We start from the raw sequence: 26,481 nt of genomic DNA on the forward strand, positions 1-26,481 counted from the left end.
CAGGTATGCCATGACAGTTGCTAAAAAAATGATTAGCATGCACAGCAATGAGATTCGATAAAACAATAAAGCTGAAGGAAAATATTATGTTGGCATACGATGCAGATTTAGAATTATTCCGTGATAATTTTAAACGTTTTATGAGTGAGCATATTGCGCCTCACTACGACCAATGGGAACGCGAAGGAATCATGCCTCGTTCAGTTTGGAATCAACTGGGTGAAAATGGCTATTTATGTGTGGATGTTCCAGAAGAATATGGTGGTTATGGGGTTCCAACTTACTATTCATTGATGCTGGTTGAAGAATCTGCACGTGCTGGCTTTTGTGCATTATCAACAGCTATTTCTTGCCACTCTGAAATTGCCGCACCGTATATTTTACATATCGGGACAGAAGAGCAAAAACAATATTGGTTACCGAAAATGGTAACAGGTGAAGTTGTTGGTGCAATTGGTATGACTGAACCAGGAGCAGGTTCGGATTTACAATCAATGCGTACCAGTGCCATTTTGCAAGACGATCACTATTTATTAAATGGTTCAAAAACATTTATTTCAAATGGACAGCATGCTGATCTTGTTGTGCTTGCAGTAAAAACTGATCCTCAAGCACGGGCGAAAGGTGTGTCATTGTTATTGGCAGATACACATTTGGAAGGCTTTAAAAAAGGCACAAATTTAGACAAAATCGGCCTACATTCTCAAGATACATCTGAGTTGTTTTTTGATAATGTGAAAGTACCTAAAAACCAGTTACTTGGTCAAGCTGGGCAAGGTTTTGCTTATTTAATGCAAGAGTTACCTCGTGAACGTACTGCAATTGCATCTACTGCAATTGGTGCAATTCGCGGTGCGATTGATTTGACAACAGCTTATGTAAAAGAGCGTCAAGCATTTGGTCAACCCATTTCACAATTCCAAAATACACGTTTTGTTTTAGCACAAGCAAAAATTGATGAGCTTGCTACAGCAGCTTTTTATGAAAGAAATGTTGCTTTATATCAAGAAGGCAAACTAGATGTAGAAACAGCTGCGGCATTGAAAAGTTTCAGTAGTGATATGCAAATGAAGGTCGCAGACAACTTACTCCAGCTTTTTGGTGGTTATGGTTACATGACTGAATATCCAATTTCACGTTTCTTTGTAGATGCCCGTATCCAACGTATTTACGGTGGTACAAATGAAATTATGAAAGAAATCGTAGCCCGTGGATTAATTGGCAAAGCCTAATTAAGCAGAGAAAAAACAGCCTGTCTTAGAACAGGCTGTTTTGTTTTTAACTATTTGGTCTTCTGTTGAATGGCAGGATAGTCTTGTTGTTTCGGTAATTGCTGTAATGCATGATTCATCTTTCTTAAAAACTCATCGGCTTCATCTTGATGAAATGAATCTTCGGTGTATTCACTACGTTCTTGAAAGACGACACCACAACCAGTTATTTTCATATTTTCAGGATTAAATGACCAGTCATTTGGGTCCTTTAAGTTAATGTTTAAATCGCTTTCACAGCTTTTCCATAAACGTAAAAACTCATTTGATAATTCTGCTTTAAATCCTCGTGCTGGATAGACCGAGAAGCCTTTCATTTCGGGATTAGAAAACTGTATAAACATGTCTACTGGCATACCGCCCCAAATGATTGCTGTACCTTCTTGTAAATAGATGCCTGATAAATTTTTCTCTTTTAAAGCATGTGTTTGCTCAAATTTCTGCCTGAAATTTTGGGACTGATAAGTCAGCTTGGTTTGGGGTGGGATTGGAATACCACGAACTTGATTACTGACAGTTGTCATATAGTACGGAGAATTATCAGTACCATTACACCCTGCGATTAAGGGGCAACCGCCACAAGCCGTTAAACTAAAACTTGTAAGACCCAGTAAGCCTAAAACAATAATTTTATTCATTCTATTTTACTGTTGTTATGACATATTGGGTCAGTATAACCAATCTATGCATTAAGAGGATTATCTTTAAGAACAACGAAATAATCATCTTTAAATATAATTTTTTACTTGGCTGGCTGCTGGAATGGCCCATCAAATAAAGATTTACAGCTTTCTAGGTCTTTGCACGAAGCAAACATAAGGGCTTTAGGTAGACTCGCATACAAATTTGTAATGTGTTGTTCAGCTGGGTTATAAAAATGCCAATAAGTAAATTGATCTGAACGTTTATTTTCCAGAGCTTTAAAGAAATCTGTTTCATTAAATTTATTATCAAGTTGAGTACGAGGCCCGCCTTGCTCATGTGTACCGACTGTGGTCAAAAGCATCGGAGAGTTGCTTTGTTTTTGACTTTGCCAATGATCTAACTTTTTAAATAACATGCCTTGATCAAACCAAAGAGAAGGGCTTGCAGCAAAATAACGCTGAAATGCATCTGGCTTTTGAAAAAAATGATAAAGAACCAACAAGCCTCCAAAAGAATGTCCATATAGACTCTGTTGTTGACTATTAACTGGAAACTGTTTTGCAATTTCTGGTTTGAGTTCATCATTTAAGAAATTGATGAATTTGTCAGCACCACCATATTTATATTTACCTTGTGCCTGAAATTCAGCAGAAGGTTTTGGTGTGTAATCATAAGCACGTTTTTGCACATCAAAAGTTTTTTGCTGCGGATAGCCAACCGCGACGATCATGAGCGGGTCTAGGCCTAATTTTGCAGAACCTGCACCAATTGACTGGGCAATATTGGCAGCACTTGGAAATGTTGCATTGCCATCTAATATATAAAGTACTGGATAACCCTGTTGGGGTGGGGCAACGGGTGGTTTATAAATTTGAATAAGATAATCATGGCCTGTATTTTTAGATTTAATTTGAAATTGTGCCTGATTATTTTGAAAGACGATTTTGGATTGATTTTGTGTAGAAGTTTGAGCCAAAACAGAGCTACTTATTAATGAGCCTAAAAGGAAACAGCAAGGTAAAAAGAAAAATGATTTATGCATAATGGGGAATAATAAAATTTATTACACAAATGATAAATGAAAATCATTATCAAATAAAGTAATTCAAGGAATGTGCGTAAAAAGGTTAATGAAAAAAGCTCTTACAGCCATATTGCCTAACAAATCAAAGCAGACTATTGTTATACTCTCGTTTAAAAGATGATTTTACTGAGGCTGCATTCTAATGATCAACGATGATCAAAACAAAACGACTTCTCTTAGTTTAGAACAAATTCGCGAAGATATTGATAGCGTGGATCAACAGATTCAAGAATTATTAAATCGACGCGCAAGCCTTGCTGAAGCTGTTGCGAAAGCTAAATTTGCTTCCGAAGAGAATCCTTTGTTTTATCGTCCTGAACGTGAAGCGCAGGTGTTACGTAAAGTTATGGAGCGTAACCAAGGTCCTTTGTCTGATGTAACCATGGCGCGTTTGTTCCGTGAAATTATGTCTGCTTGCCTTGCTTTAGAAGCGCCGCAAAGTATTGCATTTTTAGGGCCTGAAGGTACTTTTACTCAATCTGCTGTGCTTAAGCATTTTGGTAAAGATGCAGTTGTACGCCCACTTCCAACGATTGATGAAGTCTTCCGTGAAGTGGAAGCAGGTAGTGCACATTACGGTGTAGTTCCAGTTGAGAACTCATCTGAAGGTGTTGTAAACCATACCTTAGATTGCTTTAAAACATCGAATTTAAATGTGATTGGTGAAGTTGAATTACGTATTCATCATCAATTTCTTGTTTCTGAAAATACACGTAAAGACAGTATTAAGCAGATTTATGCTCATCAGCAAACTTTGGCACAATGCCGTCAATGGTTAGATGCGCATTATCCTGGTGTTGAACGTGTTGCTTTAAACTCAAATGCAGAAGCTGCGCGCCGTATTCGCAACGAATGGCATTCGGCAGCGATTGCATCTGATATTGCAGCAGGTATGTATAACCTTGAAATCTTACATAGTAATATTGAAGATAATCCGGAAAATACCACTCGTTTCTTAGTGATTGGACGTGAAAAAATTCCACAAAGCGGTAATGATAAAACATCGTTATTGATTTCAGCACATGACCGTGCGGGTGCTTTATTAGAAATTTTAGCACCATTTGCAAAACATAATATTAGCTTAACAAGTATTGAGACTCGTCCAGCATTACCTGAAAAGTGGGCATATGTATTCTTTATCGATTTAGAAGGTCATATCGAACAAGAGAATGTTGCTGCTGCGATTAATGATATTCGCCCAATGGTGAAAGAGATTCGTATTTTAGGTTCTTATCCTGCCGCTGTTCTGTAATCACTTATGTTGGAATAATGACATGCATCAAGATAAGCATGTCATTATGCTTAAAAACAAATTGTTCAATGGTTTAAATATCTTTGAGCAAAAGCAAAGTTGAAGTTATGTCACAACCCCTATTTAAAAAAGTTGCATTTATTGGTTTAGGACTCATCGGGTCGAGTTTAGCTCGTGTTATTGTTGCAGAAAAGTTGGCGACAACTGTTGTTGCATCTACACGTTCACAGAAAACTTTAGAAGATGCAAAATCACTTGGCTTAATAGAAGAAGGATTTTCTGATCCTGTTGAAGCCGTGAGAGGGGCAGATTTAGTCGTTTTAGCCTTGCCAGTGCGTGCTACGCAAAAAGTGCTTGAGCAAATTAAACCTTATTTGTCAGAAACCACAATTGTAACTGATGTGGGAAGTACAAAAGGTAATGTCGTAGATGCAGCAAAAGCTGTATTTGGTGAAAATTTACCAGCAGGTTTTGTACCGGGGCACCCTATTGCGGGTAGTGAACACACGGGTGTTCATGCAGGTAAGGTTGATCTATTTGCAAATCACAAAGTAATTTTAACGCCGTTACCGACAAGTGCAGAATGGGCTGTTGATAAACTAATTCAACTTTGGTCAGCTGCTAAAGCTGAAGTCATTTGTATGGATGTTGCCAAGCATGATGAAGTGCTAGCACATACGAGTCATTTACCACATTTAATGGCATTTAATCTGGTCGAGCAACTTGCAAACCGTGAAGATAATTTCGATATTTTTCGCTATGCAGCGGGTGGTTTTCGTGATTTTTCGCGGATTGCGGCCAGTGATCCTCAAATGTGGCATGACATTTTCTTTGCCAATAAAACAGCGATATTAAATGCTGTAGATGGCTTCGAAAAGCAACTTACCGTACTTAGAAAATTGATTGAAAACGAAGATTCTCATGCATTAATGGGTTTACTCGGCCATGCTCAAGCAGCACGTCAACATTTCAATCATATGCTAGCCAAAAAACCTTTAATGGAGAAAAATAAGGTGACACAGCAATTCAGTATCTTACCGGGAAATAAAACTTTTAAAGGTAAATTTACCGTACCGGGTGACAAATCTGTGTCACATCGCTCCATTATGTTTGGTGCTATTGCCGAAGGCACTACCCATGTCACTGGCTTCCTCGAAGGTGAAGATGCTTTAGCAACTTTACAAGCTTTCCGTGATATGGGTGTAAGCATTGAAGGCCCTAAAAATGGTGAAGTGACCATTCATGGCGTGGGCATGCATGGCTTAAAAGCGCCAGCAAGTGCATTGTATATGGGTAATTCTGGTACAAGCATGCGTTTGCTTTCAGGCATGTTATCTGCACAAAAGTTTGATTCAGTGATGACTGGTGATGCTTCACTTTCTAAACGTCCAATGGAGCGTATTGCTAAGCCATTACGTTTAATGGGTGCGCAAATTCAGACTACGGGTGAGAAAGGCACACCACCTGTAAGCATTACTGGTGGTCAACAGTTAAAAGCGATTCAATACGATTTACCTATGGCATCTGCTCAAGTGAAGTCTGGTATTTTACTTGCGGGCCTATGGGCTGAAGGTGAAATCTCTGTTACAGAACCAGAGCCAACTCGTGACCATACAGAGCGTATGCTTCGCGCATTTGGCTATGATGTTAAAACTGAAGGCAACAAAATTTCTCTTGTTGGTGGCGGAAAATTAGTAGGTACTGACATTCAAGTACCATCAGATATTTCATCTGCTGCTTTCTTTATGGTGGGTGCTGCAATTACTGAGGGTTCCGATGTTGTTCTGGAAGCTGTAGGTATTAACCCAACACGTACTGGCGTAATTGAAATTTTAAAACAGATGGGTGCTGATCTAACTGTTGAAAATGAACGTATTGCTGGTGGCGAACCTATTGCTGATATTCATATTAAAGGTTCACGCACGCTTAAAGGCATTCATATGCCAGAAGACCAAGTACCTTTAGCAATTGATGAATTCCCAGCTTTATTTATTGCAGCAGCTTGTGCCGAAGGCCAAACGGTACTAACCGGTGCGGCAGAACTTCGTGTGAAAGAATCTGACCGTATTCAGGTTATGGCAGATGGCTTAAAAATTATGGGTATTGACTGCACACCAACTGATGATGGCATCATTATCGAAGGTAAAGGCAAATCTGGCGATTGGTCACCAATCTTTGCTGGTGGTGAAATCGAATCACATCATGACCACCGTATTGCTATGAGTTTTAGTATGGCAGGTCTTCGTAATTCTGGTCCGATTACAATTCAGGGTACTGAAACTGTGGCGACAAGCTTCCCAACTTTCACTGAGTTGGCGAATCGTGCAGGCTTAACAATCGAAGTTAGCCAATAACTTTTGACCTAACACATTTTATAATTGCTAACACAATAGCAACGGCAGCAGCGGGCTAAAGGCTTGGCTGCTGTTTGTTTATTGCTTATGCTAAGCGCAGATAATGATAAAAGTGTTAGGACAAAGGATGAAAAAATTACAATTTATTGCCAGTTGCCCACAACATGGGGTGCTTGATCATCCACCAAATGAATGCCATATCACTCAAGAATATGTAGCGGCTTTACTGTTTAAACAATTGGGGCATTATGGTTTTGATGCACAGCACATTGTGCATGAGCATGAAAAGGTAGAAGTCAGTATCGATAATCATCTTTTACCCTTGTCGATTACTTGTCAGAAAACAGACCATGAAGGGCATTTGATGTGTGAAATCTCTGCTAATCCAGATGAAGAGCAAGACTGGTTTGAGAAAATTGAAACACAAAGCATCATTCGTCAGCTTGCACAGGCAGTTGAAAATAGTTTGAAAGCTGATCATAGCTTTTCAGCATTTGAATGGAAAAACTAAGCAGGCGACTGTTAAGAGTTATTCATGAAGTGCGACTTTTTAGAAAAGTCGTACAATTTCTTTAGATTAAAGATAAAAATACAAAATCTTTCCTGAAATTCCTACCTATCTTTAATGCATTGTGTATATTGAAATTATTAAGATATTTACATAATTAGAGTGTGGTTTTCATGACACAAGTCAATATTGCAGCATTATCTCCTCAAGTGGTTTGGCAGCATTTTCAAACACTTTGCACTATTCCTCGTCCATCAAAGCATGAACAGCAGCTTCGTGAGTTTTTACAAAACTGGGCTGAAAGTCGAAATTTAGAAACTTACATAGATGAAGTCGGTAATTTAATTATCCGTAAGAATGCGACTGTGGGTAAAGAACATGTGTCTGGCGTTATTCTGCAAGGCCATTTAGATATGGTCACACAAGCCAACACTGGCACAGTACATGATTTCTTTAAAGACCCAATTCGTCCAGTCCTTGAAGATGGCTGGTTAATTGCTAAAGACACTACTTTAGGTGCAGACAATGGCATCGGGGTAGCTTTAGCCTTGGCAGTTTTAGACTCAAATGATATTGCTCATGGACCAATTGAAGTTCTTTTAACTGTTGATGAAGAAGCAGGCATGAGTGGTGCACGGCTTTTACAGGCAGGTGTACTAAAAGGGAAATGGCTATTTAATATTGATACAGAAGAGTGGGGTGAGTTATATCTCGGATGTGCTGGCAGTATTGATGTTGAAGTAGAACAGCCACTCACGTATGAGACAATTTCTGAAAATTTGACGGTTGTAAATATTCAGGTGGCTAGCCTTAAAGGTGGTCACTCTGGTGTAGATATTCATTTAAGACGTGGTAATGCCAACGTTATTCTGGCCCGCTTTTTAAATGAGTATTTAGCAAAGCTTGGTGGACACCTTGTTGAATTTACAGGTGGTACAGCTCGTAATGCTTTACCTCGAGAAGCAGTGGCAACCATTGTAATTTCGCCTAACCAATTACCTGAACTAGAAAAATTAATCGCTGAATATCAGGAAGAGTGGAAGCAACAGCTACAAGGTATTGATGACAATCTGCAATTAACTATTCAGGCCAATAGCGCTAAAGTGGCGGGAGCGATTGCTCAACAGCAGCAAAACGAGTGGTTGCAAGCTTTAGCAACAAGTCCATATGGTGTTGCAAGTATGAGTCAAGCTTTACCAGACGTAGTTGAAACCTCAAATAATATTGGAGTGGTGAGACTAAACAGAGAAGGCGGAAAAGCTGTTTTAATGGTCCGCTCAATGGTGAACCAAGAAGCTCAAGATTTTGCAGAAAAAATTCAGGCACATTTTAGTCAATTTAATATAGCCTCAGCACTCACACCGTTAGTTTCGGGTTGGACACCAAATCCTGACTCGGCTGCTCTAAAGTGCTTACAGCAAGCCTATAAAAAGGCGTTTAACATTGAACCAAATCTTAAAGTGATTCATGCAGGCTTGGAGTGTGGAATTATTGCCGAGCATTATCCAGATTTACAGATGGTTTCATTTGGACCGGATATTCAAGGGGCACATGCACCAGGCGAACGAGTCAAAGTAGATACTGTAGAGAAATGCTGGAAGTTGTTGGTGACAGCTTTGGCATCTGTAGAGTAATTATTTTAAAATAAGAAGCTCAGTTATGAGCTTCTTAAACTGTGACCTTTACATGAAAATGATCTGGATTTAACTCGGCAAACTCGATTTCACAATCCATAAACTTTTCAATCATGGCTGCTTGAGTACGAGTGTGTTCGCTAATACATTGTGCGGTGAACTCACCACCTTGACCTAAAGCTAAAGGTAGAAGCAATTGATCTGCCAAATACTCATCTACAACAGCCTGCGAAGATAAATATAGATTTACATCTTTTGCTAAATGATCAGCTATTTGCTCTGCACTTTTGCGCATCTCACCTAAAGCTGTAAACAGTTGAGTGTGATATTGATGAGTAACTTTCACATAGACTGTATTGCCTTGGCTAATTCCATTTAAATGAAATTGCTGCTGAGAGCTTAAGTTTAGCTTTTTACTTAATGTGGTTAATTCACGTTGAGCAATTTGTGCTTCCTCTGAAAGGTTTAGAGTGGCGGCAAAAGCCTCTGTGGATTGCAAAGCGCCACGATCTAATAAATTTAAGCTGTTTCGATCTTGCCATGGCTGAACGGTAATCTGAATTTCACCTGCACCAATTGGAAAAAAGCCTGCTTTATTTAATCTAAAATCGACGTTAATTCCAATCTTCGCTAGAGCAGGTAAAAAGCAGTATTCAATAAAATCTGCTGTTGGTGCAAGTGGGTTATGTGTACCCCCTGAAATGGTGAGTTCGGTAGCTTCATTTTGTAATAACAAAACAGGTAGAAGCGTTTGTAAAACCAGTGTTGTACTACCCGCTGAACCGATTTGAAATTGATATTTACCACTTTGAACATGCTGAGGTGCGAAATATAAACGTTGGCTATGTAATTCAGCACCCTCTACATAAGCTTGGCTAATTTGTTGAGATGCTTGTACACAAACCAAATGTTGACGCATTAACCCTGGTTTTTTACGTCCTGCACGTATATTAATTAATTCAAATGCCTGACCTGTAATCATTGAAAGGGCAAGAGCAGTTCTTAAAATCTGTCCACCACCTTCACCTTGTGAACCATCAATTTGGATGGTTTTGGGCATATTTGCCAAAGCTTTATTCACTTCTGTTTTCCTTATTTTCTAATTTAATGAACATACTGTCAGTACATGGTAATGCGAAGTAACGTTTGACTTTGTTTTCGACAAAGGTTTACTAGGTACATAGTGCTGAGTCTGATAAGTGAATATCGATGCACGACTCACATGCTGCCATAGCCGCCTGAATTATTTTCAATCCCTCAGATCGGAGTAACGCAGGATCTTGTACTCGCCCAGTATGTCCAAACTTTGATTGTGAAAATGATTCCACAAAATCTATTGTTTATTCGATTAAATCAATTTGCCAGTTGGCAGCTTGAATTTTGATGTTTAAGTCACGGAGTTTCGCACTGATATCATCAGTCTGCTTTTGTAAGCTAGAAACAGGAATGACTTTCTTCCACTTAATTTCACGTGAGCTATAACGATCAGATTCACGATGTGTATTGGTAATCGCATCCATTAAGATCTTATGCTGTTCAGCATAACTATCTCTTAAGCTCAGTAGTGATAATAACGTTTTTCCATCTTCTAACTTTGCTTGCGCATTGGTTAGATGAATACGACAAATCAACTGATTGCTTTCTTGGGTTAAAGCAAACACCTGTTTGATCAGTTCATTTGGATCTTCACTAGGTTCATCACCGTCTTGTACCAATACATTGGCATTGATTCGTTGTTTTAACGAAGCGAGCTTTTTTTGTTGATCGCTTCGCAGTAAAAGTGCTTCTGCGAGTTTCATTTTTTAATCCTGATTTTTAAAACTAATTAATTAAATTTAGTTTTAAAGATAATTTCCATGATAAAGATAACTAAAGTATGTGCAGCGTTAACAGCTAACCGTGCTTCTGCTATGACGATATTCGGAGGATTGGAACCACGTCCGTGGGCTGATCCTATATGTGATCTAAAAGAACCAACTCCATCAATTATAGATGAAATTCCTTGCAAGATTTTTTGTTGATCTGAAGCTAATGTATTATCTCTATTTAGTTCTAAATTAGGTTTAACAACATCCCACAAAGGCTTAACACTAAGTTTATTGGGCATGGTTAAAGAAAAATTTTCTATATAGTTTTTTAACGTAGCTTCGATTATTGAACAAGCTGCTGTTATAGCAGCATGCGGGTCTGTTTGAATGTTTTCTAAAGCTCTTTTAAACTCTTTTTCGATGGAAGAAAAGTCACCAGATTTTAGATAATCTTCTAATGTTCTTGTAATAGGAGTAGAACCGGCTTGAACAATGTAACCATTCATGTTGTAGCTTAACTGATTTTTTGCTAAAGCATCGTAGATTCTTTTTTTACCATCAATAATTTCTTGTGAGAGTGTTTCCGTTCCCCAAATAGATGTGGTTTCTTCCTTATCCATGAAATCTTGAATCACTTTTCCAAGTACGTCTAAGGCATTGATGTTTGAGTGTTCATTACAACGTTTAAGCCAGTCACTACATTTTTGTTCACAGTTTCCTAATGGAGCCTCACCGGGGGCGCCACTTTCCATAAAAAGAGAATTTAATTTTGAATGACTGTAATAATAATTGGAAATCACAGAGGCAACGGCTCCAATTACTGAGTTAGGTATTTGAATATTCACTGGAGAACTCCTATAAAACTAATAAATTAACCCTTAATACACACCACTTGTCGTAAGGTATACACAACTTCAACCAAATCACTTTGTGCTTTCATTACATCTTCAATCGGTTTATATGCCGATGGAATTTCATCAATAACAGCAGCATCTTTACGGCATTCTACACCTTCAGTTTGTGCAATTTGATCTTCAACAGTAAAGCGTCGTTTTGCTTCAGTACGGCTCATAACACGGCCTGCGCCATGCGAACATGAACAGAAAGATTCCTGATTTCCAAGTCCACGTACAATAAATGACTTCGCACCCATTGAGCCTGGAATAATTCCGTATTCACCTAAACGCGCACGGACTGCACCTTTACGAGTGACCATGACTTCTTCACCGTAGTGCTCTTCCTTTTCCACATAGTTATGGTGACAGTTCACTGCTTCCAAACGTGCTTGAAAAGGCTTTGGTACAATCGTAGCTAAGGCTTTAATCGCAGATTGCATCATGATTTCGCGGTTCTTCATCGCAAAGCGTTGAGCCCAACCTACAGCAAACCAATAATCATCAAAGTGTTCAGTGCCTTCAACCAAGTATGCTAAATCTTTATTCGGTAAGTTAATAAAATGCTTCTGCATGTCTTTACGGGCAAGTTCAATAAAATGATTACCGATAGCATTTCCTACACCACGAGAACCTGAGTGCAACATAATCCAAACATGATCATGCTCATCTAGACAGATTTCGACAAAGTGGTTTCCAGTACCTAAAGTGCCCAAATGCTTGCGGTTGTTGGTGTTTTTTAAACGTGGATGTTTTGCGCAAATGTATTCAAAATCTGCAACCAGATCGGTCCAAGCTTGATCTACCATTTCTGGTGGAGTTTCCCATGACCCACGATCACGTCCGCGCTTAGTCATTCCATGTGGGATTAAACGTTCAAGTTCAGTACGTAGAGCATGTAAGTTATCTGGTAAATCTGAAGCAGTTAAGCTTGTACGGGTTGCCATCATTCCACAACCAATATCTACACCCACAGCAGCAGGAATAATTGCCCCTTTAGTTGGAATCACGCTACCAATAGTTGCTCCTAAACCGAAGTGTACATCTGGCATTACAGCCATCCATTTATAAATAAAAGGCATTTGAGCAGTTTGCAATAATTGTTGTTTTGAGTTGTCATCAACAAGCACGCCTTTAGTCCACATTTTGACTGGCATACTTTTTTCATTTTGCAGAACTTGATAAGAACGTTGTTGCTGCTTTTGTTCAAACTGAGCTTGTTGGTTAATTTCTTCAATGACAGACATTTTCTTTTCCTTTCAAAGCCTGCCTGCCAAGCGTTTGCAGGCAGGTGTTATTCATAACATCCCAATGATGTTGTGTGCTTTGTACTATTGCACTGAGTGTGCCAACTTTTTAAAAAAGCATTTAATTGAAATATAAGATATTGTAAATAATAAATAAAAATAATTTTATCTAATATCAGATGAATTTTCTTGGCGGTTTTTAATATTAAAAATATATCTAAAAATATATTTAAATATCTTTTTGGATATATTTAATTAATTGGTTTTACGGTTTTATTGACTTTTAAAAGCTGTCCAGCTTCATTTAAAGTAAATTCATCAAAATCATTTGCTAAATAAAAATGACCTTTATAAAACTGGCGAACTTCTTCGGTAATAGCTTGCTGCCCAGCTTTATCCTGATGTCTAGGGCTAAAATGCGTCAGAATTAAATTACTTAAAGATTGCTGTTCTGCAAATTCAGCCACCATTTTTGCTGAGCTATGCATTGGACCTTTGCCGACTTTATCTAAAACCGTTTGCAAGTAAGTCGATTCGTGAATAAGAAGTTGAGCATCTTTGCACGCATCAGCTAATAGTTCAGGTTGGTCATTATCGCCACCTATAACTGCATGAATTTGCTGATTTTGAATTTTGACAAAGTCTTGAGCTTTTAAAGTTTGTCCCTTAAATTCAACATTATAGCCACGTTTTAAATGGCCCCACATATCACCTTGAGGTATGCCAAGCTGAGTTAGAGCTTGGGTATCTAACTTCTTTTGAATAGATTTGATATAAATGCTAAAAGCAAAACTTGGAACACGATGGCTTAGTGGATGTGCTTGAATAATGAATTCATCAGTGATCTGTTGTGGCTGCATTGCTTCATTCACATCAATAAATTGCAGTGAATAGGGTAAGTGTAAGTCTGTAAGTTGGGCGCTGATTTCAAACCATTGTTGAATTTCTTTTGGCGCAATCACAATTAATTGTTTAGTACGAGCATTCATGCCTGCACTTGCTAGTAAACCAACTAGACCATAACAATGGTCGCCGTGAACGTGTGTAATACAAATGGCAACTAAGTTCTGTAGAGAAAGTCTAGCTTGCTGAATGCGGTGCTGTGTTCCTTCGCCCGCATCAATTAAAATCCAGTCTTTATTCTTGTTATTACGAACTGCTAATCCTGAAACATTACGTGTCAGAGTGGGTACACCTGAAGATGTGCCTAAAAAAGTAAAATGAAGCATATTCTTGGAATTTTTTGGTCAAATGCGTATTGTATATTATAGACACTTATAAAATTTTATAGAAATTATGGCGGATGCAAAGAAAACAGTCGTTATTGGCTTTGTCGGTTCTACGCTTGATCAGGGGAGAAAGCCCGATCGATGGCAACGTTGGCGTCCTACAATTAGCTTATTAATGCATGAAGATTTGCTTATAGATGAATTGGTACTGTTACATGATCGACAACATCATAATTTAGTTAAATCTATAGCAGCAGACGCGAAAGAAATTTCTCCACAAACTCAGGTTTCTGGACACAAGGTGAGTATTAGAGACCCTTGGGATTTTGCTGAAGTTTATGGGGCACTTTATGATTTTGTAAAAACCTATCCGTTTGATGTCGAAAAAAATAACTATTTATTGCATATCACAACGGGAACACATGTTGCCCAAATTTGTTGGTACTTATTGGTAGATGCACATTATTTACCTGCTCAGCTTATCCAAAGCTCACCTAATCAACCAAAGACCCCAGAAGGTGAATATAGAATTATTGATCTGGACTTGTCTCGATACGATGTTTTAAAACAGCGCTTCGATGATGAGCAAAAGCAAAATTGGCAACAACTTAAAGCAAATATTTCTACTCATAATAAAGCGTTTAATCAGCTTATTGAGGAAGTTGAGTTAGTTGCAACTCGCTCTAGCGCGCCTATTTTAATTATGGGTGCAACAGGTGTTGGTAAGTCTCATTTGGCAAAGCAGATTTTTCAATTAAAGAAAGATAAATTTCAATTAAGCGGTCGTTTTATCGATGTTAACTGTGCAACCTTACGTGGTGATAGTGCTATGTCGACCTTATTTGGTCACATAAAAGGTGCATTTACAGGAGCAGCTGCATCTCGTGCTGGTTTATTAAAAAGTGCTGACCAAGGCATTTTATTTTTAGATGAAATCGGTGAATTGGGGCTTGATGAACAAGCAATGTTGCTGAAAGCACTAGAGGATAAAAGCTTTTTTCCTGTTGGGAGTGATAAGGAAATTCAGGCTGATTTTCAACTAATAGCTGGTACTAACCGTGATTTGCGTAATGAGGTTCAAGCTGGCCGTTTTCGTGAAGATTTATGGGCTCGTTTGAATACGTGGACGTTCTTTTTACCCAATTTAAAAGACCGTGTAGAAGATATTGCACCCAATATTGATTTTGAGCTACAGCGTTTTGCTGCCATTCATCAAAGACAATTACGTTTTCAACGTGATGCCTTAGAAACATATTTAAAGTTTGCTAAATCAGTAGATGCATCATGGCAAGGAAATTTTAGAGATTTAGCAGCGAGCGTAACTCGTTTAGCAACTTTATCTCACGGTGAGTTAATTCGTCGTGAAGCTGTAGAAAAAGAAATTCAACGTCTAAAGCAACTTTGGCTTACTCAGGATGAATCTTACAATGATAAAGATGAAGATATTCTTTTGAACTATTTGGCTTCTGAACAAATAGAACAAATAGATGAATTTGATCAGATTCAATTACGAGGTGTGCTCAAAGTCTGTGAAAATTCAAAATCAATGGCAGAAGCTGGAAGACAACTCTTTTCAGTATCTCGTCAACAACGTAATACAACAAATGATAGCGACCGAGTAAAAAAATATTTGGCCCGTTTTGGATTAGGTTGGAATAATTTTTAGTAGTTATAGTGCTTATGAAATGATGGACATAGACTCGATCTATGTCCATCAAATACACTTTATTTCATGATAATAAAGCGTGTAATGATTTGACGAAGCTGTTTTAAATAGCCTGTAAAGAAGTGATTAGCGCCCGGTAAAATCGTAATTGGATGCTTTTGGGGTTTTGCCCATGCAATTGCATCTGAAAGTAAGGTAATGTCATCTTGCTCACCATGGATGAGTAGAATATCACCTTGAATTTCAGGAGTTTTATAGTGGCGTAAACCTACTACAGTAGCCGTTGGTAAACCGCATAATATTAACTGTATAGGTCGTAATTCAGGATTAAGCTGTGCAAAGCATTTTGCCAGAACATGTGAGCCGAAGCTGAAACCACCTGCATAAAATGGTAGGCCTTCATGAAGCTTACGAACATGTTCAATGACAGCTAAGATATCTTCAGTTTCACCATGGCCTTCATCATGAATACCTTCACTACCGCCTAGGCCGCGGAAGCTCGGGCGGTAAACAATGCAACCATATTCATTAAAGATTTGGGTTAAAAGGGCAGGGACTTTATGTTGAGGGGTTCCACCTTGCAATGGGTGCGGATGACAAACAACCGCAAAGCCTTTGATTTCACCTTCAGGGCGGTCAACGAAAAGTTCAATTTTACCTACTGGACCCTGGATGAAAGTTTGCTCAGACATATAAGAACCGCTAAATAACAATACGTGATGCTATTTTACCGATAGTCGTCATTGAAAACACGAGTTAGCATTAAAAAATATCTACTGTTATAGTTGGTATTAAGAATAATTTTTTCAGGTTATGTATGCTTGCTTTAATTTCTCCTGCAAAAACTTTGGATTATGAAACAGCGTTACCTACAGATGAGTTTACTCAGCCTCGCTTGTTAGAATATTCAGAACAATTAATTGATGTTAGCCGTAAACTTTCTGCTTTGGAAATTGCGAGTTTAATGAGTGTTAGTGAAAAAATTGCCACATTGAATGCAGACCGATTTAGAGATTGGAAGCCCGAATTTGATTTTTCAAATGCTCGTCAGGCAATTTATGCATTTAAAGGTGACGTATATACGGGTTTAGATGCGTACCATTTAAAAGATAAAGATATTGATTTTGCACAGCAGCATTTGCGTATGCTCTCTGGTCTATATGGTTTATTACGTCCTTTAGATTTAATGATGCCTTATCGCCTTGAGATGGGCACTAAATTAAAAAATACGCGTGGTCATAATTTGTATGAGTTCTGGGGTGAAATTATCACAAACCAGATTAATGAAGATTTGGCTGCAATTAAATCTGAATTGTTGGTAAATCTAGCTTCAGATGAATATTACAAATCTGTCAATGAAAAGAAAATTAAGGCTGAAATTGTGAAGCCAGTTTTTCTTGACCAGAAAAATGGCAAATATAAAGTTATTAGTTTCTATGCGAAAAAAGCACGCGGTTTAATGGCTCGTTTTATGATTGAAAATCAATTAAATAAAGCGGAAGACATCAAAGCGTTTAATACTGATGGATACTACTTTGATGCTGAGAATTCATCAGCAAAAGAGTTGGTGTTTAAGCGAGATGAGCAAGTAGCTTAGCCTTACTAAAGCGGTAACTATCGTGAGGTGGCATGGATGCCACCGTTTCGCTGTATTACATGGATGTAATATCAGCGAAACAAAAGATTTTTGTTACTTTTCATCTTTGAAAAGTAAAATGCCTATACAAGTTGCACTAAAGTTACAACGGTAATTAAAGGCTGTGTTCTTGCAAGAAATAGATTACTTAAAGAAATAGCCTGTTTCTGGTGAGCTTGCATTTGCCATACGCTTACGTGGCATACGACCTGCTAAAAATGCTTCACGTCCAGCTTCAACAGCTTTTTTCATTGCAGAAGCCATCAAAATAGGGTTTTGAGCAGCTGCAATTGCTGTATTCATCAGCACGCCGTCACAACCTAGTTCCATAGCAATAGCTGCATCACTTGCTGTACCAACGCCCGCATCTACCAAAACTGGTACTTTTGCATTTTCTTTAATAATTGAGATAGTGTGAGGATTTAAAATACCTAAACCTGAACCAATTAGACTACCTAAAGGCATAATCGCAACACAGCCCATACTTTCAAGTTCTTGCGCAATGATCGGGTCATCAGAGGTATAGACCATAATCTCAAAACCGTCATCAATCAAAGTTCGAGCTGCTTTTAAAGTTTCGGTTACATTTGGATATAACGTCTTTTCATCGCCTAGAACTTCAAGTTTTACTAGGTTATGACCATCGAGTAACTCACGCGCTAGCATACAAGTACGCACTGCGCTATCAGCATCAAAACAACCTGCGGTATTTGGCAAAATTGTATATTTTTCTGGTGGAATGACAGACAGTAAATTTGGTTGATCTGGATTTTGTCCAATATTCACACGGCGGATTGCGACAGTTACGATTTCTGCACCACTGGCTTGAATAGCTAAATCCGTTTCATTTAAGTCTTTATATTTGCCAGTTCCTACCAATAAACGAGATTGAAAAGAACGTGAACCAATAATGAGAGGGGTGTCTTGCATGGATAACTCCGACTTAGCCGCCGCCAACAGCGTGAATAATTTCGATACGGTCATGTTGAGCAATAGTGATTTGCTCTAATTTGCTTTTAGAAACGATTTGCTGATTGTGTTCGACAGCAAAGCGTTTTCCTTCAAGTGCCATTTCCTGAATAAGTTGCAACAGGTTTTGACAAGGCGTGTCCGTTAATTCGCCATTTAAATAAATTTGCATGATCACATTCCAATTATTTTGCGTATTTGAGGGCGTTCCAAGCCAAAACGAGCCATCCAGCTATCATAAATACTCCACCAATTGGGGTAATTGCCCCTAAAATTCTCGGTAATCCAAGTGCCATGATATAGAGTGAGCCACAGAAAAATAAAATACCAATCTGAATCAATATGAATGGCAATTTAATGGGGAACGTCAGGATGACTTTGCTTAAAATACCAAGTGCTAGTAAGCCTAAAGCATGGTAGAAAAAGTAGTCGGTTGCAGTATGCCACCAAACAAGTTGCTCAGGACTCGCGTGAGCTTTAAGACCATGTGCTCCAAAAGCACCCAACATGACTGCAAAGGCAAGATTAAGGGCTGAAATGGCAATCCACATAACAAAAAACGCAAATGAATAATGAAAGGCAACGTTATCATAGATTGGGTTGGCTAAACATAGCCAGATAAAACAAAAGGGCTAAACGCCCTTTTATTTTTAAACTTATTCTTTAGCTTGCAGACATAGCAATTTTAATTTTTTCCATTGCATTCTTTTCAAGCTGGCGAATACGTTCTGCTGATACATTATATTCGGCTGCTAACTCGTGGAGAGTAGACTTGTCATCATCTAACCAACGACGTTGTAAAATATTACGCGAACGATCATCTAACTGATCCATTGCATCATGTAAAGCAGATGTACTTTGCTCTTCCCAGTCTTCATTTTCAACTAAACGAGCTGGATCATAGCGATTATCTTCAAGATACAATGCAGGTGCAGTATGCGGGGTGTCATCGTCGTCGTCGCCTTGAGCTTCGAAAGCAGCATCATAAGCGGTTAAACGACCTTCCATCTCCAGAACTTGTTCTGCAGTAACATTTAAGTCATTCGCAATCGATTGAGCTTCTTCGAGCGTTAATTTTTTACTCGATTTTTTTAAACTACGTAAATTGAAAAATAATTTACGTTGTGCTTTGGTCGTTGCAATTTTCACAATACGCCAGTTACGAATAACGTATTCGTGAATTTCTGCTTTAATCCAGTGGACGGCAAAAGAGACAAGACGCACGCCCATATTTGGGTCGAAACGCTTCACGGCTTTCATTAAGCCTAAATTACCTTCTTGAATAAGGTCGCCTTGTGGTAGGCCATAACCTGCATAGCTGCGCGCAATGTGAACGACGAAACGTAAATGCGACATTACCAGCATTTTTGCGGCATCAAGATCTTGGTCATAATAATAACGTTCAGCAAGTTCTTTTTCTTGCTCGGCCGTTAAAATAGGAATCTGATTGACAGTACTGATATATGCACCAAGGTTTACACCGGGCGCAGACAATGACAGGGGCATCAATTGATTGCTGCTGTCACTCATGATTTCTCCTTGTAGGATCGGATGGGATAACCAATAAATTCATCTTAATTTGAATCAGCTTCATAATTAAGGAAAATTGGGTAGAGAAATGTAAAATTTTATGCAATTTCTAATCTTTTAGTTTATCAAAGAATCATTGAGTTTCAATTAAATAGTGAAATTCTCTTTCAGATATATATGTTGTCTGACACATAAAATGATGTAAACCACAGTAACGAGTTACATCTATTTCACTATGAGGGTCAGAAGATTTTAATAAGAATAGCTGTTTACCCGATACTTTTTTGAGTTCGCGTTTTAGCATTAATAAAGGCATCGGACAGGGTTGGCCCAAAGCATTAATTTCAATGGGTGCTGTAGTAGAAGAAGTGTTGGTCATTCATCATCAAAACAACTAAAAAAATTATTCTAACAAATTTTTTTATAAATGCCGCACATTTTATAAAAGAAGAAACAAGCAATTACCTATAAAAAATATTGTAATAAGCTGTTTAAAAAAACGACTAAAAATACGGGGAATAATTGAAAAAAATTCTATTAATTGTCATAAACCCGTGGTAAGCTCGAACCGTTTTAAGATTTACCACACACTTAAATTGGTTTAAAAATCTTATAACAAATGGATGTAACCGGAAATTGTTGATAGTTTTACAGAATGATTACAAGCTTTAAGATTATAAATATTTTAAACACTTGTTTGCTCTGCTGTTTGCAACACCGGAAGGTCCTTTTTTCAACATCTGAGGATTGACTTATGACAGCTCGCGAACAAGGCGTAGTAAAGTGGTTTAACGACACTAAAGGTTTTGGCTTTATTCAACGTAACGGTGGTGATGACGTATTTGTTCATTTCCGCGCAATCGTTGGTGACGGTCACCGTTCTTTACGTGACGGCCAACGCGTAGAATTTAGTGTAGTACAAGGTCAAAAAGGTTTTCAAGCTGAAAACGTTCAGCCTTTAGACTAATTCATCTTTTTGATGAATCATGGACGCTCCAATTTTTGAATTGGGGCGTTTTTGTTTATAATGATCTTCTCATTAGAGAGATTGTTTGTTAGAGCACGTATTTATGACATCTGGTTTTGAAACCTTGAATTTACATCCGCAACTTAAAAAGGCGATTGATGCTTTAGGGTTTAAGCAAATGACCCCGATTCAGCAAAAGGTTTTAAAATATACGTTGGGCGGGCATGATGCGATTGGTAGAGCGCAAACAGGAACAGGTAAAACTGCTGCTTTCCTTATTAGTGTAATTAATGACTTGTTACATAACCCGATTCAAGAGCAGCGTTTTCGTGGTGAGCCACGTGCCTTGATTTTGGCGCCTACTCGTGAATTGGCACTGCAAATCGAAAGCGATGCAAAGTTACTCACAAAATTTTCAGATTTACACATCGTGACACTGTTGGGTGGCGTAGATTTCGATAAGCAAAAGAAACAGTTAGATGCTAATTTTGTCGACATCATCGTTGCCACTCCTGGGCGTCTAATTGATTTTGTAGAACAAAAAGAAGTTTGGCTCGATCAAATTGAATTTTTAGTCATCGATGAAGCTGACCGCTTATTGGACATGGGTTTTATTCCTTCTGTAAAACGTATTGTGCGTTATTCCCCACGTAAGGAACAACGTCAAACGCTCATGTTCTCTGCTACTTTTAGTTATGATGTGCTTAATTTGGCAAGACAATGGTTGTTTGAACCAATCACTGTTGAGATTGAGCCTGAGCAAAAAACTAACAACGATGTTGAGCAGCGCGTTTATGTCGTCGCTAAACAAGATAAATATCGTTTGCTACAAGATATTTTGCGTGAAGAGCCTATCGATAAAGTTATGATTTTTGCGAATCGACGTGATCAAGTACGCCGTCTTTATGATCATTTAAAGAGAGATGGATATCGGGTCGGTATGCTTTCAGGTGAAATTGCTCAAGATAAACGTTTAAAAATGTTAGAGCAGTTTAAGCAAGGTAAAAATAACGTCATGATCGCAACTGATGTTGCAGGCCGTGGTATTCATGTTGATGGCGTATCTCATGTGATCAACTATACTTTACCTGAGCAATCAGATGATTATGTACATCGCATTGGACGTACAGGTCGTGCTGGCTCACAAGGTGTAAGTATTAGTTTCTTATCTGAAGATGATGCTTTTTACTTGCCGGAAATTGAAAAAGCAATTGGTAAGAAATTGCCATTAACCCGTCTAGACGGTTATTGCTAATAAAAAAATCCCAATCAGTTGATTGGGATTTTTTTTGATTAATTAATTTTACAATAGAAGGTAAGGGTTGTTTGATAATCATCATCTTTTGCAAGTGATGCATTTTTACCAGTTAAGGTGCCAATTACACCAGCCGCAGCTTCAACCATTTGGCCAGTTTTTTCGCTTACAACATCTTTTAATACACCGTTGTATGTTGTTTTTTCATCTACTACAACAGGACTCGTGCTTTTTGAACAAGTTTTTTGAGCGGCAGTAATCGCATTATTTTTTGCAATTAGATTCGTTTTACCAATACCTGTGACTTCAAATTGATTATTTTCTTTTTGAACTGCCAGAGTGTTCTTAGGCGTAGTGGCACAAGCACCTAGTAATAAAACAACACTACTCAACGCACTCGCTAAAATTATTTTTTTCATGTTTCACCTAATATCGCTAATCGTCAAAAGATCTCACTATTTGAACACAAGTTTTCTAATTGATTTTGAAGACGTTGTATAAGTTTTGATGTTTTGTCTTAAAAAAATGTCAAAGCACAAACTCGTTATTTTTATGTTCTAGATACAATGGTGGATTATCTGTAGATTATGCTAATCTATTTTGAATTTTTTGAGTTAGATCAATATTAATGACGGATTCAGCAATACAGATAATTCATCAGAATATTCACCAACGTCAATCTATTGGTCAATTGATTGAGCCTGCTCCAAATGCAGATCAATTAGAGTTGGCTTTTCAAGCTGCGTTAACTGCTCCTGACCACCATAGACTTAAACCAACACGTTTTGTCGTTATCGAGGCTGAGCAACGTGGTGCCTTTGGTGAAGTTTTAGCAAAAGCTTTGGCTGATTTAGGTGAAACCGACTCAGCACAGCTTGAGCGAGTGAAGCAACATCCTTTCCGCGCACCTTTACTCATTTTAGCGCTTACGCAACTTCAAGATCATCCTAAAGTTCCACATTTTGAACAGATTTTAAGTACTGGGGCTGCCATACAAAACCTTTTATTGTCTTTACAAGTTCAAGGTTTTTCTACCATGTGGCGTAGTGGCGCTGTTGTCGAATCAAACTGGTTAAAACAACATTTAGGATTGCAACCACACGATTTAATCTCAGGTATTATTTATGTGGGTACGGCAGCTAAAGCGATTGCGCCGCGTGCAGATATTGAAAGTAAAGAATTCGTAAAAGTTTGGCAGGCATGAAAGTCTGTAGAAGTAAGAAATAGGATAATAAAGCATGACTGAATTTAAGTTTACAGATTTAGTGGAACCTGTTGCGGTCGATAAAAAAACAGCATTACGTATTACTGTTTTAGGTGGAGGCAGTTTTGGTACGGCTATGGCGAATTTAGCTGCACGTAATGGCTGCGATACCATGATCTGGATTCGTGATGCTGATACAGCTGAAGAAATCAATAAAACCCATATTAATAAACGTTATTTGCCAGACTTTGTTTTAGAGTCCTCATTGCGTGCTGTGTCTGACCTTGAACAAGCAGTATGTGATCGAGATATTATTTTAGTGGCCATTCCTAGCCATTCATTTCGTGATGTCTTAAAACAAATTGCTCCTTTTATTACTGCACAAGCGATTGTCTCTCTAACCAAGGGTGTCGAGGCTAAAACTTTTAGCTTCATGAGCGATATTATTCGTGAAGAATTGCCAGAAGTTCCTTATGGGGTGTTGTCTGGTCCAAATCTCGCTAAGGAGATTATGGCGGGCATGCCATCTGGTACTGTTATTGCCAGTGATTCTGAACTCGTTCGTTATGCTGTACAGCATGCTCTTCATAGTGCTTTATTCCGAGTTTTTGGTAGTGATGATGTGCATGGCGTTGAACTGGGTGGGGCGCTTAAAAATATTTATGCCGTTGCAATGGGAATTGGCGCTGCCTACAAAATTGGCGAAAACACCAAGAGTATGATTTTAACGCGTGCTTTGGCCGAAATGAGTCGTTTTGCAGTCAAACAAGGGGCAAATCCATTAACGTTCTTAGGTTTATCTGGCGTTGGTGATTTATTTGCAACCTGTAATAGTCCATTAAGCCGTAATTATCAAATAGGTTATGCTTTGGGTTCAGGCAAAACACTTGATCAGGCGAGTAAAGAGTTGGGGCAAACCGCTGAAGGGATTAACACGATTGTTCAGGTGCGTGGTAAAGCAGAAGAGCTAGACGTATATATGCCTATTACCAATGCTTTATATGAGGTTATCTTTGAAGGGGCACCTCCTTTGAATATTGCCTTATCTCTCATGAAAAATGGACACCGTAGTGATGTTGAGTTTGTTTTACCTCATCATGAAGTCTGAAGAAGAAATGTCATAAATTACGGTTATAATGCAAGAATTATTAACAAGGAATATTTATGCAACTGACATTAGTTCGTCATGGGGAAGCTGCTCCTCCAGTAAATGGTAATGATACTAAACGTCCACTTACTGCTCGTGGGCATGCTCAAGCTGAACAGACAGCAACATTTTTAAAAGATATTGTTAAGCCAGATATTTTTGTAGTGAGTCCATTATTGCGTGCTCAAGAAACATTAGCGCATATTCAAACTTATTTTAAAGATGTTCCCGTGTTGTTGTGCGATAAAATTAAACCCGACGATAATGCGAAAGAAGCGGTTGAGTGGTTGTCTCAGGTTCCGTATGAGTCAATTGTAGTCGTGTGTCATATGAATGTAGTAGGGCATATGGCTGAACTATTGACACATGAAAACTTTAATCCATTTGCACTTGCCGAAGCTCGAATTTATGATCAGGCTGTGATTGCTACTGGTTTATCAACACAAAAAAATAGTTTTGTACCCACAATATAATTAAAAAGGTCATTTAGCCCATTATGCTGTATTTATGGATGCCTGAAACCAATGGAATATGGCATTGGTCTAACGGAGAAAATTGGTCGCAGGCAGCAAGTCTTGATCAATTAATACAAGACCTGCAATTACATCAAGGAAAAGAAGCTGTCATCTTTTTCCCTAGTCGCCATGCTCAGGTATTCCAACAGCACATGGCAAAGTCTCATTACAAGCAACTAGGGGCAGATGGTGTTAAATATTTGCTTGAAGAATTTGTGACTTTGCCGATTGATCATATGAAAGTGGTTCATCATTTTTATGCTGATCAATTAACTGTATTGGGGGTTGCAAAAACAACAGTAGAAACGTGGCAGCATGCAATGGCTTTGCTACCTATTAAACTCGTTGCTTTATTGCCAGACTTTCTAATTTTACCGGAACCTCAAGAGCAGCAAGTGGTCTTATGTAATATTGACCAAAAATTACTTGTGCGTGAAAGTAAATGGGTGGGTAATTCACTAGATGATCTGGGATTGTTTTTAGAGTTCCAGCCGGTTGAAACACATTATCAATATAGTGGTTTGACATCAGAGCAATTAGAAAGCTTGATGGCAGCATCAAGTGCTGAGCAGCGTTCAGAATTTATTTATCAATTTCAGGCTTTAGATAAACCTAAACAACATCCTTTTAATGTTTTACCTAAAGCTAAAGGGCAAGAGCAAACGGTTTCAGGGTATTGGAAAGCATGTGCTGCTGTTATTTTAGCAATTATAGTGGTTCAGTTTAGCTATGATTTGTTGCGCTGGGTAAAGTTAAAAAGTGTGGCTAATCAAACCGCTGAGCAGACAATAGAGCAATATAAATATTGGTTTGGTTCTTCTAGTCGTGTGAATGAGCAGAATATAAAAAGTCAATTTGAAAGTCATTTACGCATGAGTAAGCAAGGTGATACACAAGCACTTTCTTTATTGAGTCGTGTTGGGCCTATTTTAATGCAAAGACAAATTTTAGCTCAGCAGTTAAATTATGATGCATCAATATTAACAATGGCATTAAAAGCAAAGTCGGCAGATGATTTGCAAGCTTTAACTCAGCAACTTAACCAGCAGGGATTCAAAGCAGAGCTCGGTAATGTTCAAGCCGATGGTGGTGGGGCAATCGGGGTGGTGAAAATACAATAATGAAAATGATAACTCAATTGCAAAACCGCTTTGATCAGTGGGTTGAACAGATCGTTCAATATTTGGATCGCTTAACTGTACGTGAACGTATTATGGTGGTCTTTACTACAATCTTTGTCGTCGTGGCTATTGTAGGAGCATCACTTTGGAAAATGCATTCTTTGGCAGAGCAGCAACAGCAACGATTAAATGATTTAAAAGATTTGATGGTATGGATGCAGAGCAATGCGGTTACCATGAAACCCGCAAATGAACTTGAGTTGGGTCAATCGGAAAAAATACAACGTGTAGCTCAGCAGCAAGGCTTAACGGTCACTTCTCAACAAAATGGTGAGCAGTTACAAATTATTGTTACTCATCAGAATTATGCAATTTTAGCGAACTTTTTAACCCAACTTGCACAAATGGGCTTAAGTATTCAAAAAATGGAAATGGTTTCAAGTGACGGACAGATTAAATTAACAGCGACGGTTCAATAACATATTAAAATATGGTGTTCTTAAGCATGGTGTTTTGTGCTGCCTGTGCCTATAATATGCCTACCTA

Annotated in this window: 28 protein-coding genes; 14 read left to right on the top strand and 14 right to left on the bottom strand. The window is 38.3% G+C overall.

The window, feature by feature from the left end; all coding sequences use genetic code 11:
* Positions 1-86: 86 nt before the first annotated feature.
* Positions 87-1,232 carry an acyl-CoA dehydrogenase family protein gene (locus ODQ17_RS03995; protein WP_174728694.1) on the top strand — a complete coding sequence of 382 codons (1,146 nt, stop codon included), beginning with the start codon at positions 87-89 and terminating at the stop codon, positions 1,230-1,232.
* Positions 1,233-1,282: 50 nt separating this feature from the next.
* On the opposite strand, the gene ODQ17_RS04000 is transcribed toward ODQ17_RS03995, so the two are convergent.
* Together ODQ17_RS04000 and ODQ17_RS04005 are read right to left on the bottom strand one after the other, a co-directional pair.
* The gene (locus tag ODQ17_RS04000) at positions 1,283-1,909 is read right to left on the bottom strand and encodes a hypothetical protein (RefSeq protein ID WP_322901840.1); all 627 of its coding nucleotides are present in this window, start codon (positions 1,907-1,909) and stop codon (positions 1,283-1,285) included.
* 104 nt (positions 1,910-2,013) lie between these two features.
* Positions 2,014-2,958 carry an alpha/beta hydrolase gene (locus ODQ17_RS04005; protein WP_322901842.1) on the bottom strand — a complete coding sequence of 315 codons (945 nt, stop codon included), beginning with the start codon at positions 2,956-2,958 and terminating at the stop codon, positions 2,014-2,016.
* 184 nt (positions 2,959-3,142) lie between these two features.
* On the opposite strand from ODQ17_RS04005, the gene pheA reads away from it, so the two are divergent.
* The 4 genes from pheA (at position 3,143) to ODQ17_RS04025 (ending at position 8,748) form a co-directional block, all read left to right on the top strand.
* Positions 3,143-4,252 carry a prephenate dehydratase gene (pheA, locus tag ODQ17_RS04010; RefSeq protein WP_003650703.1) on the top strand — a complete coding sequence of 370 codons (1,110 nt, stop codon included), beginning with the start codon at positions 3,143-3,145 and terminating at the stop codon, positions 4,250-4,252.
* Between the two features lie 107 nt (positions 4,253-4,359).
* Positions 4,360-6,606 carry a bifunctional prephenate dehydrogenase/3-phosphoshikimate 1-carboxyvinyltransferase gene (locus ODQ17_RS04015; RefSeq protein WP_322901845.1) on the top strand — a complete coding sequence of 749 codons (2,247 nt, stop codon included), beginning with the start codon at positions 4,360-4,362 and terminating at the stop codon, positions 6,604-6,606.
* 127 nt (positions 6,607-6,733) lie between these two features.
* On the top strand, positions 6,734-7,117 hold the full coding sequence (locus ODQ17_RS04020; protein ID WP_005068294.1) for a hypothetical protein: 384 nt from the start codon (positions 6,734-6,736) through the stop codon (positions 7,115-7,117).
* A 170-nt stretch (positions 7,118-7,287) separates the two neighbouring features.
* The gene (locus tag ODQ17_RS04025) at positions 7,288-8,748 is read left to right on the top strand and encodes an aminoacyl-histidine dipeptidase (RefSeq protein ID WP_322901846.1); all 1,461 of its coding nucleotides are present in this window, start codon (positions 7,288-7,290) and stop codon (positions 8,746-8,748) included.
* Positions 8,749-8,782: 34 nt separating this feature from the next.
* Here the strand turns inward: ODQ17_RS04025 and rtcA are convergent, their stop codons facing one another.
* The 5 genes from rtcA to ODQ17_RS04050 all read right to left on the bottom strand — a co-directional run bounded on the left by rtcA (position 8,783) and on the right by ODQ17_RS04050 (position 13,925).
* Complete coding sequence (rtcA, locus tag ODQ17_RS04030; RefSeq protein ID WP_322901848.1) at positions 8,783-9,829, bottom strand: RNA 3'-terminal phosphate cyclase; 1,047 nt, start codon at positions 9,827-9,829, stop codon at positions 8,783-8,785.
* Positions 9,830-10,088: 259 nt separating this feature from the next.
* Complete coding sequence (locus tag ODQ17_RS04035) at positions 10,089-10,547, bottom strand: DIP1984 family protein (RefSeq protein WP_322901850.1); 459 nt, start codon at positions 10,545-10,547, stop codon at positions 10,089-10,091.
* 26 nt (positions 10,548-10,573) lie between these two features.
* Positions 10,574-11,401 carry an abortive infection family protein gene (locus ODQ17_RS04040; RefSeq protein WP_322901853.1) on the bottom strand — a complete coding sequence of 276 codons (828 nt, stop codon included), beginning with the start codon at positions 11,399-11,401 and terminating at the stop codon, positions 10,574-10,576.
* A gap of 26 nt (positions 11,402-11,427) precedes the next feature.
* On the bottom strand, positions 11,428-12,696 hold the full coding sequence (locus ODQ17_RS04045; RefSeq protein ID WP_322901855.1) for an RtcB family protein: 1,269 nt from the start codon (positions 12,694-12,696) through the stop codon (positions 11,428-11,430).
* Positions 12,697-12,947: 251 nt separating this feature from the next.
* Positions 12,948-13,925, bottom strand: a complete 978-nt coding sequence (locus ODQ17_RS04050) for a ribonuclease Z (protein ID WP_322901857.1) — start codon at positions 13,923-13,925, stop codon at positions 12,948-12,950.
* A 67-nt stretch (positions 13,926-13,992) separates the two neighbouring features.
* On the opposite strand from ODQ17_RS04050, the gene rtcR reads away from it, so the two are divergent.
* Positions 13,993-15,591, top strand: coding sequence for an RNA repair transcriptional activator RtcR (rtcR, locus tag ODQ17_RS04055; protein WP_322901858.1), 1,599 nt, complete (start codon positions 13,993-13,995; stop codon positions 15,589-15,591).
* A 59-nt stretch (positions 15,592-15,650) separates the two neighbouring features.
* Here the strand turns inward: rtcR and ODQ17_RS04060 are convergent, their stop codons facing one another.
* Positions 15,651-16,283, bottom strand: coding sequence for an alpha/beta hydrolase (locus tag ODQ17_RS04060; protein WP_049837088.1), 633 nt, complete (start codon positions 16,281-16,283; stop codon positions 15,651-15,653).
* Positions 16,284-16,408: 125 nt separating this feature from the next.
* On the opposite strand from ODQ17_RS04060, the gene yaaA reads away from it, so the two are divergent.
* The gene (gene yaaA, locus ODQ17_RS04065) at positions 16,409-17,188 is read left to right on the top strand and encodes a peroxide stress protein YaaA (RefSeq protein WP_322901861.1); all 780 of its coding nucleotides are present in this window, start codon (positions 16,409-16,411) and stop codon (positions 17,186-17,188) included.
* A gap of 183 nt (positions 17,189-17,371) precedes the next feature.
* On the opposite strand, the gene ODQ17_RS04070 is transcribed toward yaaA, so the two are convergent.
* The 5 genes from ODQ17_RS04070 to ODQ17_RS04090 form a co-directional block, all read right to left on the bottom strand.
* Positions 17,372-18,157, bottom strand: a complete 786-nt coding sequence (locus ODQ17_RS04070; protein WP_001154366.1) for a thiazole synthase — start codon at positions 18,155-18,157, stop codon at positions 17,372-17,374.
* Between the two features lie 13 nt (positions 18,158-18,170).
* Positions 18,171-18,368, bottom strand: a complete 198-nt coding sequence (gene thiS, locus ODQ17_RS04075) for a sulfur carrier protein ThiS (protein ID WP_004791249.1) — start codon at positions 18,366-18,368, stop codon at positions 18,171-18,173.
* A gap of 13 nt (positions 18,369-18,381) precedes the next feature.
* Complete coding sequence (locus ODQ17_RS04080) at positions 18,382-18,747, bottom strand: DUF423 domain-containing protein (RefSeq protein ID WP_322901863.1); 366 nt, start codon at positions 18,745-18,747, stop codon at positions 18,382-18,384.
* A gap of 112 nt (positions 18,748-18,859) precedes the next feature.
* Entirely contained in the window at positions 18,860-19,726 is an 867-nt protein-coding gene (rpoH, locus tag ODQ17_RS04085) for an RNA polymerase sigma factor RpoH (RefSeq protein WP_004791254.1), read from the bottom strand.
* 133 nt (positions 19,727-19,859) lie between these two features.
* Positions 19,860-20,105, bottom strand: a complete 246-nt coding sequence (locus tag ODQ17_RS04090) for a sulfurtransferase TusA family protein (RefSeq protein WP_336624778.1) — start codon at positions 20,103-20,105, stop codon at positions 19,860-19,862.
* 375 nt (positions 20,106-20,480) lie between these two features.
* Here ODQ17_RS04090 and ODQ17_RS04100 point away from each other — a divergent pair, with 375 nt between their 5' ends.
* Positions 20,481-20,693, top strand: coding sequence for a cold-shock protein (locus ODQ17_RS04100; RefSeq protein WP_000126912.1), 213 nt, complete (start codon positions 20,481-20,483; stop codon positions 20,691-20,693).
* A 103-nt stretch (positions 20,694-20,796) separates the two neighbouring features.
* Positions 20,797-21,948 carry an ATP-dependent RNA helicase RhlB gene (rhlB, locus tag ODQ17_RS04105; protein WP_004791258.1) on the top strand — a complete coding sequence of 384 codons (1,152 nt, stop codon included), beginning with the start codon at positions 20,797-20,799 and terminating at the stop codon, positions 21,946-21,948.
* 38 nt (positions 21,949-21,986) lie between these two features.
* Here rhlB and ODQ17_RS04110 read toward each other — a convergent pair whose 3' ends face one another.
* Positions 21,987-22,367 (bottom strand): hypothetical protein, encoded by a 381-nt coding sequence (locus tag ODQ17_RS04110; protein ID WP_003650739.1) that lies wholly within the window; start codon positions 22,365-22,367, stop codon positions 21,987-21,989.
* 209 nt (positions 22,368-22,576) lie between these two features.
* On the opposite strand from ODQ17_RS04110, the gene ODQ17_RS04115 reads away from it, so the two are divergent.
* Genes ODQ17_RS04115 through gspM form a run of 5 tightly spaced genes read left to right on the top strand, consistent with a single transcriptional unit; the run spans position 22,577 to position 26,414 of the window.
* Positions 22,577-23,152 carry a nitroreductase family protein gene (locus ODQ17_RS04115; RefSeq protein WP_013197248.1) on the top strand — a complete coding sequence of 192 codons (576 nt, stop codon included), beginning with the start codon at positions 22,577-22,579 and terminating at the stop codon, positions 23,150-23,152.
* A gap of 34 nt (positions 23,153-23,186) precedes the next feature.
* Positions 23,187-24,260 carry an NAD(P)H-dependent glycerol-3-phosphate dehydrogenase gene (locus ODQ17_RS04120; protein ID WP_005306983.1) on the top strand — a complete coding sequence of 358 codons (1,074 nt, stop codon included), beginning with the start codon at positions 23,187-23,189 and terminating at the stop codon, positions 24,258-24,260.
* A gap of 56 nt (positions 24,261-24,316) precedes the next feature.
* Positions 24,317-24,772, top strand: coding sequence for a SixA phosphatase family protein (locus ODQ17_RS04125; protein WP_252612517.1), 456 nt, complete (start codon positions 24,317-24,319; stop codon positions 24,770-24,772).
* 23 nt (positions 24,773-24,795) lie between these two features.
* Positions 24,796-25,935, top strand: coding sequence for a type II secretion system protein GspL (gspL, locus tag ODQ17_RS04130; protein WP_322901869.1), 1,140 nt, complete (start codon positions 24,796-24,798; stop codon positions 25,933-25,935).
* Entirely contained in the window at positions 25,935-26,414 is a 480-nt protein-coding gene (gspM, locus tag ODQ17_RS04135; RefSeq protein ID WP_013197251.1) for a type II secretion system protein GspM, read from the top strand. The genes gspL and gspM overlap by 1 nt, the downstream gene beginning before the upstream one ends.
* The last annotated feature ends 67 nt before the right edge of the window (positions 26,415-26,481 follow it).

It is taken from the genome of Acinetobacter sp. IRS14 (assembly GCF_034650275.1).
In the GTDB taxonomy this organism is placed as follows: domain Bacteria; phylum Pseudomonadota; class Gammaproteobacteria; order Pseudomonadales; family Moraxellaceae; genus Acinetobacter; species Acinetobacter oleivorans.